The sequence below is a fragment of the Bordetella avium genome (assembly GCF_034424645.1).
GTDB classification, from domain to species: Bacteria; Pseudomonadota; Gammaproteobacteria; order Burkholderiales; family Burkholderiaceae_B; genus Bordetella; species Bordetella avium.
Window position 1 is genome coordinate 1,080,427 of record NZ_CP139969.1, and the last position, 15,922, is coordinate 1,096,348.

Genomic DNA, 15,922 nt, shown 5'->3' on the forward strand with positions numbered 1-15,922 from the left:
GGCTAGGTCAGATCCACACCTTGGCGCTACTTCTTTTTCGGGAGGATAGGTTTATGAAATTGCTTGTGCAATCAAGCTTGTGTGCAGCCTTGCTGGCGCTCGCCGGCGGTGCGATGGCCCAGACTGTCGATATGTATGTCGCGGGACCGGACGGACCGCAACAGAAGGTGGGCACCATCCAGATTGAGCAAAACAAATATGGCGCCTTGCTTATTCCCAAGCTTGCCGGTCTGCCGCCGGGGGTGCATGGTTTCCATCTGCATGAAAAACCTTCTTGCGACCCCAGCATGGTTGATGGCAAACCGGTCCCGGCCGGAGGGGCAGGCGGGCACTGGGACCCTCAAAACACGCATGCGCACAAGGGCCCTTATGATGATCATGGTCATAAGGGAGATTTGCCAGCCCTCTATGTCACAGCGGACGGCAAGGCGGAAGTTCCCGTGCTGGCACCCCGTCTGAAGGCAAGCGATTTTCCCGGACACGCCTTGATGATTCACCTCGGGGGGGATAACTACAGCGACCATCCCCACGCCTTGGGCGGCGGCGGGGCGCGCATCGTCTGCGGTGTCGTGAAATAACTTTCCTGTAGGCCGCGCCTTCAGGCGCTGGCCTCGCTGAGGAGCTGGCGTTGCCCTGCGCTGAGTTGCAGATGTGCTGCAGTAGGGTGATGGCGCTGGCGATGGGGGAGGTAATGCCGGGTTGGGCTATCTGCCAGGCCAGCGCGACCTGCGTCGGTGTCGAGTGGGGGGCGCTGGCGACCTCGTCCAGGGCGTTCAAAATGCGTTCGCCGCGAGCCTCCAGGTATTGTTCGACAATCTTGGCGCTGCGCACGTTCTTGGCCGCGTCGCGGGTGCTGCGGTACTCTTCCCTTCTCTGATCAGGTCGGCAAAGGCTTCCAGCGTATCTGCCAGCGGGGTATTCGGGGCGTCTCGGTGTGCAGGTCGATATGATCGGTTTGCAGCCGCCGTAACGAGTCTTCCACGGCGCGGCGGATATAGGCCGGATCGAGGCCGCTCCCATTTCCATGCCGACTTTGGTGGCGAGTACGATGCGGTCGCGTTTTCCCGTTCGTTTGAGCCATTTTCCGATCAGCGTCTCGGACTCTCCACCTTGCTTGGGCGGCGCCCAGCGTGAATAAACGTCGGCGGTGTCGATGCAGTACAGGCCGGCCTCGACCATGGCGTCGAGCAGGGAGAAAGTGCCGGCTTCGTCAACCGTTCAGCCAAAAACATTACCGCCGAAAACCACCGGGGGACGAGTAGGCCGGAACGGCCTAAGGAGCGACGCTGCATGACGCATCCTTGTTTGCGGGCGTCTCGAGTATAAGGCGCGACGCGGGCTCCCAGAAGCTTTTGAGGGATATCCCGTGCCCCCTAGGCCGCCACAACCCTTGGGCTGCACGTTAGACTACGGGGTTTCTTGGTTCGGAACGCATGGGCGCAAGGCCTCCGACCCATGACAACCAAACAGATCAACCTGCTGGAAGGAGCATTCCTATGCTGATGGGAAAAAAACACTTTCTGACCGTGGGCGCGCTGGCCTTGGCCCTCGCGGCCGGTTCAGCAATGGCGCAACAGAAGTCGGTCGCCGTGACGGCCATTGTTGAACACCCCGCGCTCGACGCTGTACGCGACGGGGTCCGGGAAGCGCTCAAGCAGGCAGGCTACGACGCCGATAAGAATCTCAAGTGGCAATATCAGAGCGCTCAGGGCAATACGGGCACCGCTGCGCAGATTGCTCGAAAGTTTGTGGGCGACAAACCGGATGTCATCGTCGCCATCGCCACGCCATCGGCGCAGGCCGTGGTGGCCGCCACCAAGAGCGTGCCGGTGGTCTATTCGGCCGTTACCGATCCAGTTGCCGCGCAACTGGTGCCCACGATGGGCCCGTCCGGCACCAACGTGACCGGCGTCTCCGACCTCTTGGCGCTGGATAAACAAATCGATCTGATCAAAAAGGTGGTGCCTGATGCCAAGCGCGTCGGCATGGTCTACAACCCGGGCGAGGCCAATTCCGTCGTGGTGGTCAAGCAGTTGCAGGAGTTGCTGCCCAAGCATGGCTTGACCCTGGTCGAGGCTGCGGCGCCCCGTACGGTGGACGTGGGTTCGGCAGCACGCAGCCTGATCGGTAAGGTCGATGTGATCTACACCAATACCGACAATAATGTCGTGTCGGCCTATGAGGCCTTGGTCAAAGTGGGCAACGACGCCAAGATTCCGCTGATTGCCTCGGACACCGACAGCGTCAAGCGTGGTGCGATCGCCGCCCTGGGCATTAACTATCGTGATCTGGGTGTGCAGACCGGCAAGATTGCGGTGCGCATTCTCAAGGGAGAAAAGCCGGGCGACATCGCTTCCGAAACCAGTAACAAGCTGGAACTCTATGTCAATCCGGATGCCGCAGCCAAGCAAGGTGTGACGCTGCCCGAGTCGCTGCTGAAGTCGGCCGCACAAGTCATCAAATAAGTTTTTACCGGGCTGCAAGGCCCTGATATCCACGTTCAAGCGCTACCCTGGTTCACGAGACTGGGGTGGCCTAGGTTCCTCATGTCTCTGTTCTCATTGCTCGGCGCGCTGGAAATCGGCCTGATCTTCAGCCTGGTCGCCCTGGGCGTTTTCATATCGTTTCGCCTGCTGCGCTTTCCCGATCTGACGGTTGATGGCAGCTTTCCTCTGGGCGGCGCCGTTGCCGCGACCTTTATTGCGATGGGGGTTGATCCGTTCACGTCGACGCTGGCTGCGACGCTGGCCGGCGCGGTGGCGGGTCTGATTACCGGCTGGCTTAATGTGCGGCTGCGCATCATGGATTTGCTGGCCAGCATCCTGATGATGATCGCGTTGTACTCGATCAATCTGCGCATCATGGGGCGGCCCAATGTGCCGCTGATCACTGAGCCCACTATTTTCACGATTCTTCAGCCTGATTGGATGAGCGACTATATCGCTCGTCCGTTGATACTCCTGGTCGTGGTGCTGGTGGTCAAGTTTGCTCTGGATTGGTATTTTTCGACGCAAAGCGGGCTGGCTATGCGTGCGACCGGTTCCAACGGCCGCATGGCTCGGGCGCAAGGCGTCAATACCGGCTGGATGGTGCTGGGCGGCATGGCGTTGTCCAATGCGCTGGTCGGCCTGGCGGGCGCGCTCTTTGCCCAGACCCAGGGCGGTGCGGATATCTCGATGGGCATTGGCACGATTGTGATCGGCCTGGCGGCCGTGATCGTGGGTGAAAGTATTCTGCCTTCGCGCCGCATGGTGCTCGCTACGCTGGCCGTCATCATCGGCGCCATCGTGTACCGCTTCTTCATCGCCTTGGCGCTGAACAGCGATTTCATCGGATTGCAGGCCCAGGACCTGAATCTTGTCACCGCGCTGCTGGTGACGGTTGCCTTGGTAATCCCCATGCTCAAGCGCCGTCTGCTCGGCAAAAAGGGGTGCTGATATGTTGCGTGCACAGGATCTTTTCATTACCTTCAATGCGGGCACGCCTATCGAGACTCGGGCGCTGCGCGGGCTGTCGCTGGATATTCCGACGGGTCAGTTTGTGACCGTGATCGGGTCCAATGGGGCGGGGAAATCAACCTTCCTGAACGCCATCTCGGGTGATCTGCCGGTGGACTCCGGCAGCATTCAGATCAATGGCAAGGATGTCACGCGCCAGCCGGTCTGGGAGCGCGCCGGGCAGGTGGCGCGCGTGTTTCAGGACCCCATGGCGGGCACCTGTGAGGATCTCACCATCGAAGAAAATATGGCGCTGGCAGAGCGGCGCGGCGCAGGCCGTGGCTTTGGCCGCGCCGTCAAGGCGTCGATGCGTGAGGGTTTCCGCGAGCGTCTGGCTACTCTGGGGCTGGGTCTGGAAAACCGCCTGAGTGATCGTATCGGTTTGTTGTCCGGTGGTCAGCGCCAAGCAGTCAGCCTGCTGATGGCCGCGCTGCAACCTTCGCGCATTCTCTTGCTCGACGAACATACCGCCGCGCTGGACCCGCGCACGGCGGATTTCGTGCTGCAACTGACTGCGCGCATCGTGGCCGAGAACAAGCTGACCGCTATGATGGTGACGCACAGCATGAGGCAGGCGCTGGACGTCGGTGACCGTACCGTCATGCTGCATCAGGGGCAGGTCGTGCTCGATGTTTCCGGCGATGCCCGTCAAGGGATGGATGTGCCGGACTTGCTGGCCATGTTTGAGCGCGTCCGCGGCGAAAAGCTGTCAGACGACGCCTTGTTGCTGGGTTGATGAGCAAGGGCCGTGCTGCTACGGCCCTTGTTTTTGACCATCGTTATATACAAGGCTATATTTCGATGCCACGGCGCTATCGTGCGCATCAACAGGGATAGACAATGAAGATTTGCAGCAAGATCGTGTTTTCGGTTTTGACCGCCATGTTTTCCGCTGGCGCCGCACACGCCGCCGACCTGACCGTTTCGGCCGCTGCCAGCCTGACCAACGCTTTCAAGGAGCTGGGTCAGGCCTATGAAGCCAAGCACCCTGGCAACAAGGTGGTGTTGAATTTCGCGGCTTCGGATGTCCTGTTGCGCCAGATCGAGCAGGGGGCGCCTGCAGATGTGTTCGCTTCGGCTGACCAGGCGGCGATGGATCGGGCGGTTGCGCAAAAGGCCGTGCTTCCTGATACGCGCGCGAATTTCGCCGCCAATGCGCTGGTGTTGATTGTGCCGGCCACGGGCGGGCCTGACGTCAAGAGCACAGAGGATCTCAAGTCCGATCGCGTCAAGCGTGTGGCTTATGGCAATCCGGCGTCTGTGCCGGTAGGTCGTTACACCCAGTCTGCGCTCGAGCAGCAGGGCTTGTGGAATACCGTTTCCGCCAAGGGCGTTCCGGCGCAGAACGTGCGTCAAAGTCTTGATTATGTGGCGCGCGGTGAAGTCGATGCGGGTTTTGTGTTCGCCACCGATGCGATCGTCATGCCTGACAAGGTCAAGGTTGTGACCACGGTGCCTACGCCGCAAGCTATCACCTATCCCATTGCGCGGACGACTCGCGACGCCAACAAGGAGGCCGCGCAGGCCTTTATCGACTTCGCCCGTTCCGAAGAGGGTCAGCAGATCCTGGCGCGTTACGGCTTCAAAAAGCCTTGAGGACATTCGCATGACTGACCCGGTATGGGTCCCGCTGCTGCTGTCGCTGAAGGTGGCGGGCTGGGCCACCGTCATTAGCGCCATCAGCGGCACGGCAGTGGGTTTCTGGCTCTCGCGCTGGCGCTCGCCAGCCCGAGAACTGGTGGACTCCATCCTGACGCTGCCGATGGTGCTGCCGCCCACCGTGCTGGGTTACTACCTTTTGGTGCTGCTGGGTAGGCGGGGCTTGTTGGGAGAGGTGCTGGCCAAATGGGGCATCGAGCTGGTGTTTACCTGGCAGGGCGCTGTCATCGCGGCCGCCGTAGTGGCCTTTCCGCTGGTGCTCAAAGGGGCGCGCACCGCATTCGAGCAGGTGGACCCACAGCTCGAAGCCGCGGCCCGCGTATTGGGTCTGCGTGAGTCGTCCGTGTTTTTCCGCGTCACACTGCCTTTGGCCCTGCGGGGCATCATGGCGGGTGTTTTGCTGGCCTTTGCCCGCGCCTTGGGAGAATTCGGCGCCACCTTGATGGTGGCGGGCAATCTGCCGGGCCGCACCCAGACCCTGTCCATCGCCATCTACGAGGCGGTGCAGGCAGGTGACGATGGCACGGCGAACCTGCTGGTGCTGATCACCTCCGTGACCTGCGTGGCGGCTTTGTTGCTGGCCAGTTGGCTCATGCCCAGGCGCCGAGGAGTGGCGACATGATAGATATCGCATTGCGTAAGACCTTGGTGGCGCAAGACCGGCGTTTCGAGATGGATGTACGCTTGCGCACGGCGTCGCGCCGTGTTGTGCTATTTGGCCCGTCAGGGGCCGGTAAAAGCATGACTTTGCGGGCAGTGGCGGGGCTTCTTCGACCCGATGCTGGCCATATCGCGGTCGATGGGCGGGTGTTCTATGACAGCGAGCAGACGCTGTTTCTCCCGCCCCAGGCCCGGCGTGTTGCCTATCTGTTCCAGGACTATGCGCTGTTTCCTCATCTGACCGTGGGGCAGAACGTGGCCTTTGCGCTGAGTCAGGGTTGGTTCAATCCACGCCGCCGGGGTGTTTCGCCGCAGGCGCGGCGCTGGATTGATGCCTTCGAATTGGGCCCTATTATCAATAGCTACCCCGCCCAGATCTCGGGCGGGCAGAAGCAGCGCACGGCATTGGCGCGGGCGCTGGCTTCGGAACCCGCGCTGCTCTTGTTGGACGAGCCCTTTTCGGCGCTGGATTCTCAGTTGCGCGACAAGATGCGCGCCGAGCTGCGGCAGTTGCTTGACGGGCTGCCGGTGCCGATGATGCTCATCACGCACGATCCCGCAGATATCGATGCCCTGGGCGATGCGGTGTTTTATCTGCGTGACGGTCGGGTCGCCAAAAGCGAGAGGTGTACGGCGTCAGGCAGCGAGGCGTGCTTAGTCGGTCACGCCCAGAATGACGCTGGCGGCGCTAAATAGCGCCTGCACTTCGCTGCCTTCGGTCAGGCCAAGCTCACGCTGGCTGTCGCGGGTGATGACGCAGACCAGTGTGCCGCCGCCTTGCAGGTCGATCACGATCTCATCGTTGACTGCACCGGGACGTATCTGAGCGATATGGCCCGGCAATTGATTGTCTGCCGACAGGCGTAGGCCGGAACCCGGCAGGCCGATGAGGACGGCCGACGCTTTGATAAGCGCGATCACCTCGCGCCCGGGCGCGAGTTCCAGCTCCCGTGTGCTTTCTCGCGTAATGGTGACGCGCAAGGCTTGTCCCCCCGCCAGGTTCAGCCTTATCTCATCGTTGACAGCACCCGGAAGGATGTCCGTGACTATGCCTAACAGGCGGTTGCGCGCACTGGTTTTGAACATAAGGCGTCTCATGATGTCGAGGTCACCCGTCAGGCCTTGGCTGGCGAGGTGTTGCAGGAAGCGGCCGTGCGCCTGCTGCAACTGATTGAAAGCCGAAATTAGGCGTTCGGCCTGGGGCGTGAGGCGAGTGCCGCCGCCGCCTTTGCCTCCCGCCGCGCGCTCCATCAAGGGCAGCCCGGCGAGATTGTTCATGGTGTCGATAGCGTCCCACGCTCCTTTATAGCTCATGCCCACCGCTTTCGCGGCCGCAGTGATGGAGCCGGTTATGCCGATCTGGCTTAACAGGGCGATGCGTTGCGCGCCGCCCCAGGTCTGTCCGCCGCTGCGCAGCCAGATGGAGCCATCGAGTTCCAGATCGGGAGAGGAGGTCATGCGTTCAGGCCAAAAAAGGGGGAGGGGGGAGTTTATTGCAAGTTGTTTGTATTCAGTGCAAGATCAACTACCTACACTTTCAATCGGAGAGAGCGATGCTGGCGTTGCCACGGATGTTGAGTGTGCTGGGATTGGCGGCTTTACTGAGCGCCTGCGCAAGCGGGCCTATGGTGCGTAGCGACTACGACCACCAGGTGAATTTTGCTCAGTATCGTAGCTTTGCTTTCATGAGCCCGCTGGGCACGGACACCGCCGGGTATACCAATCTGCTGACAGAGCGCTTGAAAAATGCCGCCCGCCTGCAGATGGAGGACCGGGGCTATGTCTATGACGCTCAAAAGCCGGATTTGCTCGTGAATTTTGGCGCCAAATTGCAGAACAAACTGCTGGTTACGCCCGCAGCGCCTCCCGCCGTCTGGCCCTATTATGGCTACCGTACGGGTTTTTATGGTCCTTGGCAGGGCTATGGATGGGGCGATGATGTCTATCAATATACGGAGGGCACGCTCAATGTCGATTTGATCGATCCGCGTCTGCGCCAGCTAGTGTGGGAAGGCGTAGCCGTTGGAGAAGTCAATAATCCGCAGGGCACGCCCAGCGTTGAGCTGATTCAAAAGGTGATGGGCCAGATCTTCAGCCAATATCCCTTCCGCGCCGGGGTAGGCAGGCCTGCCATGCCCAAGTAGCCATGAATGCGGTCCAGTGATACTGGGCAGGGCCTGGGTTCTCGGTTGCGGGCTTGCGGGGCGCTGGCGGCTTGGCGGCCTGGGTCGGGCTGCTGAGGCGGGCTGCATCATGGTTACGATGTCCTGCTCCGGCTTTAGGCGCCGCGGTTTTGGGCGCGCCGTGGCAGCAATACTCGTGCGACCCGATCCACCATGGGGCCTGCCCCGGCAGGGGCTACCGTAGATCCTGATGTCTTTGCGCAAGATTAAAGACCCGCCTTTCGTCAATAAATGGGCTTTCCCTGCCGTGCGCCCGGTGTTGGGGCGTCTGATGGGTTGGGCTCCTCGTTTTCCCTCTGTATGCTGGCGCACAGGACCGAACCGTGGGTAGTCATGGCGCGAGAAGTCGCTAAAGATAGGTAAGGTAGGTCTGATTTATGTGCAAGCAAGCTGGAGGCTAACGCAAGCCGCCGTAATCTGTCGTGCAATTGAGCAAGCTGGCGCGTAGGCATGCGCTCGATCTCTCGCGGTCTGTATTTGGGCCAGAGGGGGCAGATCCTGATCCTTCCGCAAGCCGCGGCAACAGGAGTGGCCAACAAGCCTGCGCACGTTTGCCGTCTCTCCTGTCCATGCTGCCATGACCCAACACTCTTACGCTTCAGACTTGCCCGCTGACGTCGTCGCCACCGACGACGGCGCGGCGCCTCATGCATCAGCCAACTCGGATGAGACCTGGAATCTGCTCTACCGTGGCTGGGTGCTGAGTACGCCGCGAGGGGTGCGCATCAGCCTTACCGCGCTTGAACGAGTGTGTTTTCTGGCTATCGTCGAACATCCCGGAAGGGAGCTCTCACGTGATGCGTTGATGAAAGCCTTGCCAGGCTCCAGTCTGCGCACGCTCAATGTTGCCATCAGTCGTTTGCGCAAAAAAGTCAGCGAGGTCGGTGCCGAACTGCCCTTGCATACGGTACACGGTATGGGGTATGTGTTTTTAGGCCATCTGAACGTCCAGCCCTCCTGAGAGCGGTCGTTGCATTCAACGTTTTTTGTCAACAATCAGGCATTTGCTAGTGGTTTTTGGCACAAACTTCAGGGTTTCCCCGCAAAAATGCGCTAAAGTACGCGAGTTCGCGTCCCCCCTCACCCTATGACAATATCCGCTACACGGCGGCAGTGGGGGCGACGTGCTTTCACTCCGTGAGGGATTCATGCGTTTTTCACCTCAGCGTGTCTCGGGTTTTGGCTTGGCCGTGGCGATTGCTTTTATATTGTCCGGGTGCGGCGAACAGCCTCAGATGAATCCGGGCATGCCTCAGGTCGCTGTCCTGACTGTACAGCCCCAAAAAACCTCGATCATCTCCGATCTGCCCGGCCGCGTAGATGCTGTCCGTGATGCGCAGATCCGTGCCCGTGTCACGGGTATCGTGCAGAAAGTCCAGTTTCAACAGGGCGGTGAGGTCAAAGAAAACCAGGTTCTGTTCAAGATCGATCCGGCGCCTTACAAGGCGAGTTACGATCAGGCGACCGCGCAATTGAAGCAGGCGCAGGCTGACCTGTACAGCGCAAAGCTGCTGGCAGACCGCTATGCGCCGCTGGTGAAGGCAAATGCCGTCAGCAAGCAGGAGTATGACAACGCGGTGGCGGCTTATCGTCAGGCCGATGCCGCCGTGGCTGCAGCCAAGGCCGCTCAGACTGCGGCAAGCATCAACCTGGGCTACACCAATGTCACTTCGCCGATTACGGGGCGCATAGGCCGACCGCTAGTGACCGAGGGCGCGCTCGTTGATGCCGCCTCGGCTACGCAAATGGCTCTGGTGCAGCAGCTCGACCCCGTTTATATCGACTTTACGCAGTCCACGACCGACCTGGCGCGTCTGCGCGAGGCCTTTGCATCGGGCCAGTTGCAGAAGCTCGGCCCCGACACCGCACGCGTGTCCATCGTGCTGGAGAATGGTGCAATCTACAACCATCCGGGCAAGTTGCTCTTCACCGGCATTACGGTAGACCCGTCGACCGGCAACGTCGTGCTGCGTGCCGAGGTTCCCAACCCTGATGAAATCCTGCTGCCCGGCATGTATGTGCGTGTGCGTCTGGATGAGGGGGTGGACGACAAGGCCCTGATGGTGCCGCAGCAAGCCTTGCAACGCACTGCTGACGGCATGCAAAGCCTGATGGTGGTCAAAGATGGCAAGGTTCAGCAGGTGCCCATCACGACGAGTCCCGCCGCGATCAACAATCAATGGGTCGTCACCAGCGGCCTGTCGGCGGGAGATATGGTCGTTGTCGAGGGTTTCCAGAAGATCCGCCCGGGCGCGCCCGTGCAAACCTCCCCCTGGGACCCCAAAGCCAAGCCGGGGCAGGCGCAGCCTGCCAAGCAAGAGCCAAAGTCTTGAGCGGCACGCGGCGTAAGCCGCGTTCCTCGTTCGTGAGCATCGCTTTCAGAGTCAGCCCACATGCCGCAATTTTTTATTGATCGACCCATTTTCGCCTGGGTGGTTGCGCTGTTCATACTGCTGGCGGGCATATTGGCTATCCCCAATATGCCTGTTTCGCAGTATCCGGACGTGGCACCGCCCGCCATTTCCATCACCGCCACCTATCCTGGCGCTTCGGCCAAGGAAGTGGCCGAGACGGTAACCAGCATCATCGAAGACGAACTCAACGGCGCCAAAGGTCTGCTGTATTACGAGTCCGTCAGCGATTCCAATGGCCAAGCGCAGATTACGGCCACCTTCCGTCCGGGTACCGATCCCGATCTGGCGCAGGTGGACGTGCAAAACCGTATCTCCAACGTGACGGCGCAGTTGCCCGCTGCGGTGACGCAGCAAGGCCTCAAGTACGAGCAGACCAGCGCGGGCTTTCTGTTGTTCGTGACGCTGTCCTCGACTGACGGTTCGCTGGATCAGGCGGCGTTGGCGGATTACATCACCCGCAATATCAAGAACCCGATCTCCCGGGTGCCGGGTGTCGGTCAGTTCCAGCTCTTTGCGGCGCCGCGCGCTATGCGTATCTGGGTCGATCCGCAGAAGCTGGTGGGCTATAACCTGAGCATGCAGGACGTCAACCAGGCCATTGCGAGCCAGAACGTCCTGGTGTCGGGCGGCACCATCGGCGCGCCGCCTAATCCGGCTGCGGTCCGTGTGACGGCCACCGTGACGGCCAACGGTCAGTTGAGCACGGTCGAGGGGTTTGGCGGCATCGTGCTGCGGGCCAATACCGACGGCTCCAGGGTGTTGCTGCGCGATGTCGCTCGTATCGAGGTGGGTTCGGACAACTACCAGTTCGGTGCGCGTCTGAACGGCAAGCCGACGGCGGCCTTCGCCATCGTGCTGTCGCCTGACGCGAATGCCTTGCAGACGGCCGAGGGCATTCGCAAGGAAATGGCCCAACTGGCCCGGTATTTCCCGGACAACATCAAGTACGAGATTCCTTACGACACGGCGCCCTATGTGAAGGTGTCGATCGAAAAGGTGATCCACACCCTGGTCGAGGCCATGGTGCTGGTGTTCCTGGTGATGTTCCTGTTCTTGCAGAACGTGCGCTACACCCTGATTCCGGCGCTGGTGGTGCCGGTGGCCATGATGGGGGCGTTCGCGGTGATGCTGGTGCTGGGGCTGTCCATCAACGTTTTGACCATGTTCGCGATGGTGCTGGCCATCGGCATTCTGGTTGATGACGCTATCGTGGTGGTCGAGAACGTCGAGCGCATCATGGCGACCGAAGGCCTGCCGCCCAAGGAGGCCACGGCCAAGGCCATGCCGCAGATCACGGGCGCCATTGTCGGCATCACGCTGGTGCTGGTGACTGTGTTTCTGCCGCTGGCCTTCATGAGCGGCTCGGTGGGCGTGATCTATCGTCAGTTCGCTGTGGCGATGTCCGTGTCGATCTTCTTTTCGGCCTTCCTGGCCTTGAGCTTCACGCCTGCTTTGTGCGCCACGCTGCTCAAGCCTATCCCGAAAGGGCATCCCAACGAGAAGAAGGGTTTCTTCGGCTGGTTCAACCGCAACTTTGAAGCCACCACGCATCACTACCAGAACTGGATTTCGCGCGTTCTGCACAAGGGCGGCCGCATGATGTTGGTGTTCGCGCTGCTGGTCGTGCTGCTGGGCTGGTTGTACATCCGCCTGCCCTCGTCCTTCCTGCCCGAGGAAGATCAAGGCTATGTGATCAGCAACATCGAGCTGCCCTCCGGCGCTTCGGCCAATCGTACGATCGAGGTGATTGAAGAGGTCGAAGACTATTTCAGCAAACTGCCCACCACGCAGAATATCGTAGCTGTTCAGGGTTTTTCCTTTAACGGCAACGGCTTGAATACGGCGCTGGTGTTTACCACCCTGAAAGACTTTGCGGACCGCAAGGCGCCGCAGGATTCGGCTCAGGCCATTGCGGGCGCCGCTTTCCAGCGGCTGTTCATGGGTATCAAGGACGCCATGGTGTTCACCGTGGTGCCGCCGGCCATTTCTTCCTTGGGTAATGCATCCGGTTTTGACTTCCGGCTGCAAGACCGTTCAGCGGCGGGTTCGGAGGCGCTTGCCGCCGCGACGGGTCAGTTGATGGGTATGGCGATGCAGAGTCCGGTGTTGTCGCAGGTGCGTATTACCGGCCTGGGACCGGGCGCGCAACTCGCCTTGACCATAGACCGCGACAAAGCGGCCGCGCTGGGGGTGGATTTTTCCGAAGCGGCTTCGCTCATCTCCACCGCCGTGGGTTCGGCTTACCTGAGCAAGTTTCCCAATCTGGGCCGGATGCAGAACATTTGGGTGCAGGCCGATGCGCCCTACCGCATGCATATGGAGGACGTGCTCAACCTGAACGCCCGCAACAAGGATGGCGGCATGGTGCCTCTGTCGTCCTTCGTGACCGCCAAGTGGTCGCAAGGGCCGACCCAGGTGGTGCGCTACAACAGCTATGAGTCGGTTCGTATCGGCGGCAGTGCCGCCGCGGGCTACTCGACTGGCGAAGCCATGACCGAGATGGAAAACCTGGTCGCCAAGCTTCCGCCGGGCTTTGGTTACGAGTGGAATGGTCTGTCGTATCAGGAGCGTCTGGCCGGCAACCAGGCCGTGATCCTGATGGCGCTGGCGTTGCTGGTCGTATTCATGGTGTTGGCGGCTCTGTACGAAAGCTGGGCCATTCCGGCCTCGGTGATGCTGGTGGTGCCACTGGGCATGCTGGGCGCCGTGGGTCTGGTCTCGCTGATGGGCATGTCCAACGACGTGTATTTCCAGGTGGGGATGGTGACCGTGATCGGGCTGGCGGCCAAGAACGCCATTCTGATCATCGAGTTTGCCAAGGACCACTATGCCCGCGGCAATGGTCTGTACGAGTCGGCAGTGGAGGCGGCACGTCTGCGATTCCGACCCATTCTGATGACGTCGATGGCTTTCATTCTGGGTGTGCTGCCGCTTGCGTTGGCCACCGGCGCCAGCGCCGCCAGCCAGCGAGCTGTCGGTTTGGGGGTGTTGGGCGGGATGCTTGCCGCGACGCCGTTTGCCGTGATCTTTGTGCCTAGCTTCTTCGTGGTGGTCATGACCCTGGTCAAGACCCGTCCGCGCCTGCTGGGCGCCGAACTTCGCGCTTTCCAGGCCGAGCAGGCTGCCAAGAAGGCCGAAGAGGAAAAACAAGCCGGCCAGACTGGCACGACTCAAAACCAAGGCAGTCAGGAGAATAAGGAATGACGGCCCTGATGCTTAAACGCGGCGCCCTGATGGCGCTGCTGGCGGCCGGCCTGGCCGGCTGCTCGCTTGCCCCGGATTATCATCGTCCGCAGGCGCCGGTGTCGGCCAATTGGCCGGACCAGCCCAAAATCCATTACGGCGCTTACAGCCGGCCTTCGGAGTTGGGTTCGCAGCCTGCGGCTGCGGTCGCACCGCAGTCCGGCGTTGCCGCCGCCGACATCGGCTGGCGCAATGTGTTTCTCGATCCGCGCCTTCAGGCCTTGATCGGGCTGGCGTTGAACAACAGCCGAGATCTGCGTGTGGCGGTGCTGCGCGTCGAAGAAGCGCGAGCCCAATATGGCATCCAGCGCGGCGCACAATGGCCATCGATCGGTGTGGGCGCGCAGGGCACCCGTCAGCATTTGCCGCGCAATATGCGTGCGGGCGGACCCGATTCCTCGTCTATCAGCAGCCAATATCAGGCCGGCATAGGCCTGACCACGTTCGAGATCGATCTGTTCGGCCGTCTGCGCAGCTTGTCTGAGGCGGCATATCAGCAGTATCTGTCCACCGAGCAGGCGCAGCGCGCGGTGCAGATCACGCTGGTGGGCGCAGTGGCGCAGGCGTACTTCAATCTGCGCGCAGCAGAGGTGCAGCTCGATCTGGTGCGCAAGACGCTGCAATCTCGTCAGGAGTCTTACAACCTCGTCAAAACCCGTTTTGACGGGGGCGTGGCTTCCGAGTTGGATCTGAATCAGGCCAAGTCGCTGTTGGATTCGGCCTCGGCCGATCTGGCGCAACTGGCCCGCTCCCAGGCCCAGGCCACTAACGCCCTGACCGTGCTGCTAGGCGTGGCGACGCTGCCGGCAGATTTGCCGGCGCCAGCGCCTTTTGGCCGTGACCAGATGCTGGCCACGGTGCCGGCCGGCCTGCCTTCCGATTTGCTAGAGCGCCGGCCCGATATCCTGGCCGCCGAGCATCAACTGCTTTCGGCCAATGCCAATATCGGCGCGGCGCGGGCGGCTTTTTTTCCGACAATCTCGCTGACTGGTTTATTGGGGGCCGCCAGCCCCTCTCTGGGCAACCTCTTCAAGGGCGGACAGGGCTATTGGAGTTTTTCGCCGCAACTGAGCATGCCGCTGTTCTCGGGCGGCAGCATTGTCGAGGGTCTGAATCTGGCGAAGGCTCGCGACAATATCGCCGTGGCGCAATATGAGCAGACCATTCAGCAGGCTTTCCGGGAAGTGTCGGATGCGCTGGCTGGCGAGGCGACATATAGCGCCCAGTTGGAAGCGCAGCGGGGTCTGGAGGCCTCATCGGCGCGCACGCTGGAATTGTCTAATCTGCGCTACGTGAATGGCGTGGACAGCTATCTTCAGGTGCAGACGTCCCAGGTGGACTTCTTCAATGCCCAGATCGCCCTGGTGCAGACTGGCTTGGCCTCGCTCATCAACCGCGTCGAGCTTTATAAAGCGCTCGGCGGCGGATGGGTGGAGAATACGGCGCTTACCCAGGCTCAACCTAATACCAGCCAAGCAAAATGATTGAACTCGGCATCAATATTGATCATGTGGCTACGCTGCGTCAGCAGCGCCACACGGCCTACCCGGATCCTTTAGCGGCGGCGGTGCGCGCCGAAGACGCCGGCGCGGATCTGATCACCCTGCATTTGCGCGAAGACCGTCGTCATATCCAGGATGCGGATGTTTACGCCATCCGCCCGCGTTTGCGCACGCGCATGAATCTCGAGTGTGCGCTGACGCCGGAAATGCTGGAGATCGCCTGCGCGGTCAAGCCCAGCGATGTCTGCCTGGTGCCGGAAAAGCGCGCCGAACTGACGACCGAAGGCGGGCTGGATGTGTTGGGGCAGTTCGATGCGGTAGCCGATGCCGTGGCGCTGCTGACCGAGGCAGGCATCCGCGTATCGCTGTTCATCGACCCGGATGCGGCCCAGATCGAGGCGGCTGCCCGAGCCCAGGCGCCGGTCATTGAGTTGCACACAGGCGCTTACGCCGAGGCGGAGGGTGAGCTTGCCGAGCGCGAGCTCGAGCGTATCCGTGCGGCCGTCGATGTGGGGCTGCTTCATGGGCTGCGTGTGAACGCGGGTCACGGTCTGCATTATGGCAATGTGCAAGCGGTGGCCGCCATCGATGGTATTTCCGAACTCAATATCGGTCACGCCATCGTGGCCCAGGCCGTCTTTGACGGCTGGGAAAAAGCAATCCGCGATATGAAGGCCTTGATGATCCAGGCGCGCGCGCGCTGAGCGGTTGCCGCCAGAGAAAAGGCCGCCTATCGAGGCGGCCTTTTCTCTGGCGGGCGCTCG

General features: G+C 61.1%; 14 protein-coding genes and 1 pseudogene. 13 read left to right on the forward strand and 2 right to left on the reverse strand.

Annotated features, from left to right (window positions below; all coding sequences use genetic code 11):
- Positions 1-53 precede the first annotated feature (53 nt).
- Positions 54-578 carry a superoxide dismutase family protein gene (gene sodC, locus U0029_RS05120; RefSeq protein ID WP_012418132.1) on the forward strand — a complete coding sequence of 175 codons (525 nt, stop codon included), beginning with the start codon at positions 54-56 and terminating at the stop codon, positions 576-578.
- Positions 579-598: 20 nt separating this feature from the next.
- Here sodC and U0029_RS05125 read toward each other — a convergent pair.
- A pseudogene (locus U0029_RS05125) lies at positions 599-1,292 on the reverse strand (aldo/keto reductase).
- A 204-nt stretch (positions 1,293-1,496) separates the two neighbouring features.
- Here U0029_RS05125 and U0029_RS05130 point away from each other — a divergent pair.
- From U0029_RS05130 to U0029_RS05155, 6 genes are all read left to right on the forward strand, one after another.
- A complete protein-coding gene (locus U0029_RS05130) occupies positions 1,497-2,465 on the forward strand; it encodes an ABC transporter substrate-binding protein (protein ID WP_012418130.1) in 969 nt (322 codons plus the stop codon).
- 81 nt (positions 2,466-2,546) lie between these two features.
- On the forward strand, positions 2,547-3,437 hold the full coding sequence (locus U0029_RS05135; protein ID WP_114852793.1) for an ABC transporter permease: 891 nt from the start codon (positions 2,547-2,549) through the stop codon (positions 3,435-3,437).
- Between the two features lies 1 nt (position 3,438).
- Positions 3,439-4,233, forward strand: a complete 795-nt coding sequence (locus U0029_RS05140) for an ABC transporter ATP-binding protein (RefSeq protein ID WP_012418128.1) — start codon at positions 3,439-3,441, stop codon at positions 4,231-4,233.
- Positions 4,234-4,337: 104 nt separating this feature from the next.
- Positions 4,338-5,093 carry a molybdate ABC transporter substrate-binding protein gene (modA, locus tag U0029_RS05145; protein ID WP_114852794.1) on the forward strand — a complete coding sequence of 252 codons (756 nt, stop codon included), beginning with the start codon at positions 4,338-4,340 and terminating at the stop codon, positions 5,091-5,093.
- Positions 5,094-5,103: 10 nt separating this feature from the next.
- Positions 5,104-5,778 (forward strand): molybdate ABC transporter permease subunit, encoded by a 675-nt coding sequence (modB, locus tag U0029_RS05150; protein WP_012418126.1) that lies wholly within the window; start codon positions 5,104-5,106, stop codon positions 5,776-5,778.
- The gene (locus U0029_RS05155; protein ID WP_012418125.1) at positions 5,775-6,512 is read left to right on the forward strand and encodes an ATP-binding cassette domain-containing protein; all 738 of its coding nucleotides are present in this window, start codon (positions 5,775-5,777) and stop codon (positions 6,510-6,512) included. The genes modB and U0029_RS05155 overlap by 4 nt, the downstream gene beginning before the upstream one ends.
- Here the strand turns inward: U0029_RS05155 and U0029_RS05160 are convergent.
- Positions 6,471-7,274 carry a TOBE domain-containing protein gene (locus U0029_RS05160; RefSeq protein WP_114852795.1) on the reverse strand — a complete coding sequence of 268 codons (804 nt, stop codon included), beginning with the start codon at positions 7,272-7,274 and terminating at the stop codon, positions 6,471-6,473. The genes U0029_RS05155 and U0029_RS05160 overlap by 42 nt on opposite strands.
- A gap of 95 nt (positions 7,275-7,369) precedes the next feature.
- Between U0029_RS05160 and U0029_RS05165 the strand changes: the two genes are divergently transcribed.
- The 6 genes from U0029_RS05165 (at position 7,370) to pdxJ (ending at position 15,862) form a co-directional block, all read left to right on the forward strand.
- Complete coding sequence (locus U0029_RS05165) at positions 7,370-7,960, forward strand: DUF4136 domain-containing protein (protein WP_114852796.1); 591 nt, start codon at positions 7,370-7,372, stop codon at positions 7,958-7,960.
- 616 nt (positions 7,961-8,576) lie between these two features.
- On the forward strand, positions 8,577-8,960 hold the full coding sequence (locus U0029_RS05170; protein ID WP_012418122.1) for a helix-turn-helix domain-containing protein: 384 nt from the start codon (positions 8,577-8,579) through the stop codon (positions 8,958-8,960).
- Between the two features lie 187 nt (positions 8,961-9,147).
- A complete protein-coding gene (locus U0029_RS05175) occupies positions 9,148-10,332 on the forward strand; it encodes an efflux RND transporter periplasmic adaptor subunit (protein WP_012418121.1) in 1,185 nt (394 codons plus the stop codon).
- A gap of 60 nt (positions 10,333-10,392) precedes the next feature.
- Positions 10,393-13,617, forward strand: a complete 3,225-nt coding sequence (locus U0029_RS05180; protein WP_114852797.1) for an efflux RND transporter permease subunit — start codon at positions 10,393-10,395, stop codon at positions 13,615-13,617.
- The gene (locus tag U0029_RS05185) at positions 13,614-15,140 is read left to right on the forward strand and encodes an efflux transporter outer membrane subunit (RefSeq protein ID WP_012418119.1); all 1,527 of its coding nucleotides are present in this window, start codon (positions 13,614-13,616) and stop codon (positions 15,138-15,140) included. The genes U0029_RS05180 and U0029_RS05185 overlap by 4 nt, the downstream gene beginning before the upstream one ends.
- The gene (gene pdxJ, locus U0029_RS05190) at positions 15,137-15,862 is read left to right on the forward strand and encodes a pyridoxine 5'-phosphate synthase (protein ID WP_012418118.1); all 726 of its coding nucleotides are present in this window, start codon (positions 15,137-15,139) and stop codon (positions 15,860-15,862) included. Before U0029_RS05185 ends, pdxJ begins: the two co-directional genes overlap by 4 nt.
- Positions 15,863-15,922: the final 60 nt, after the last annotated feature.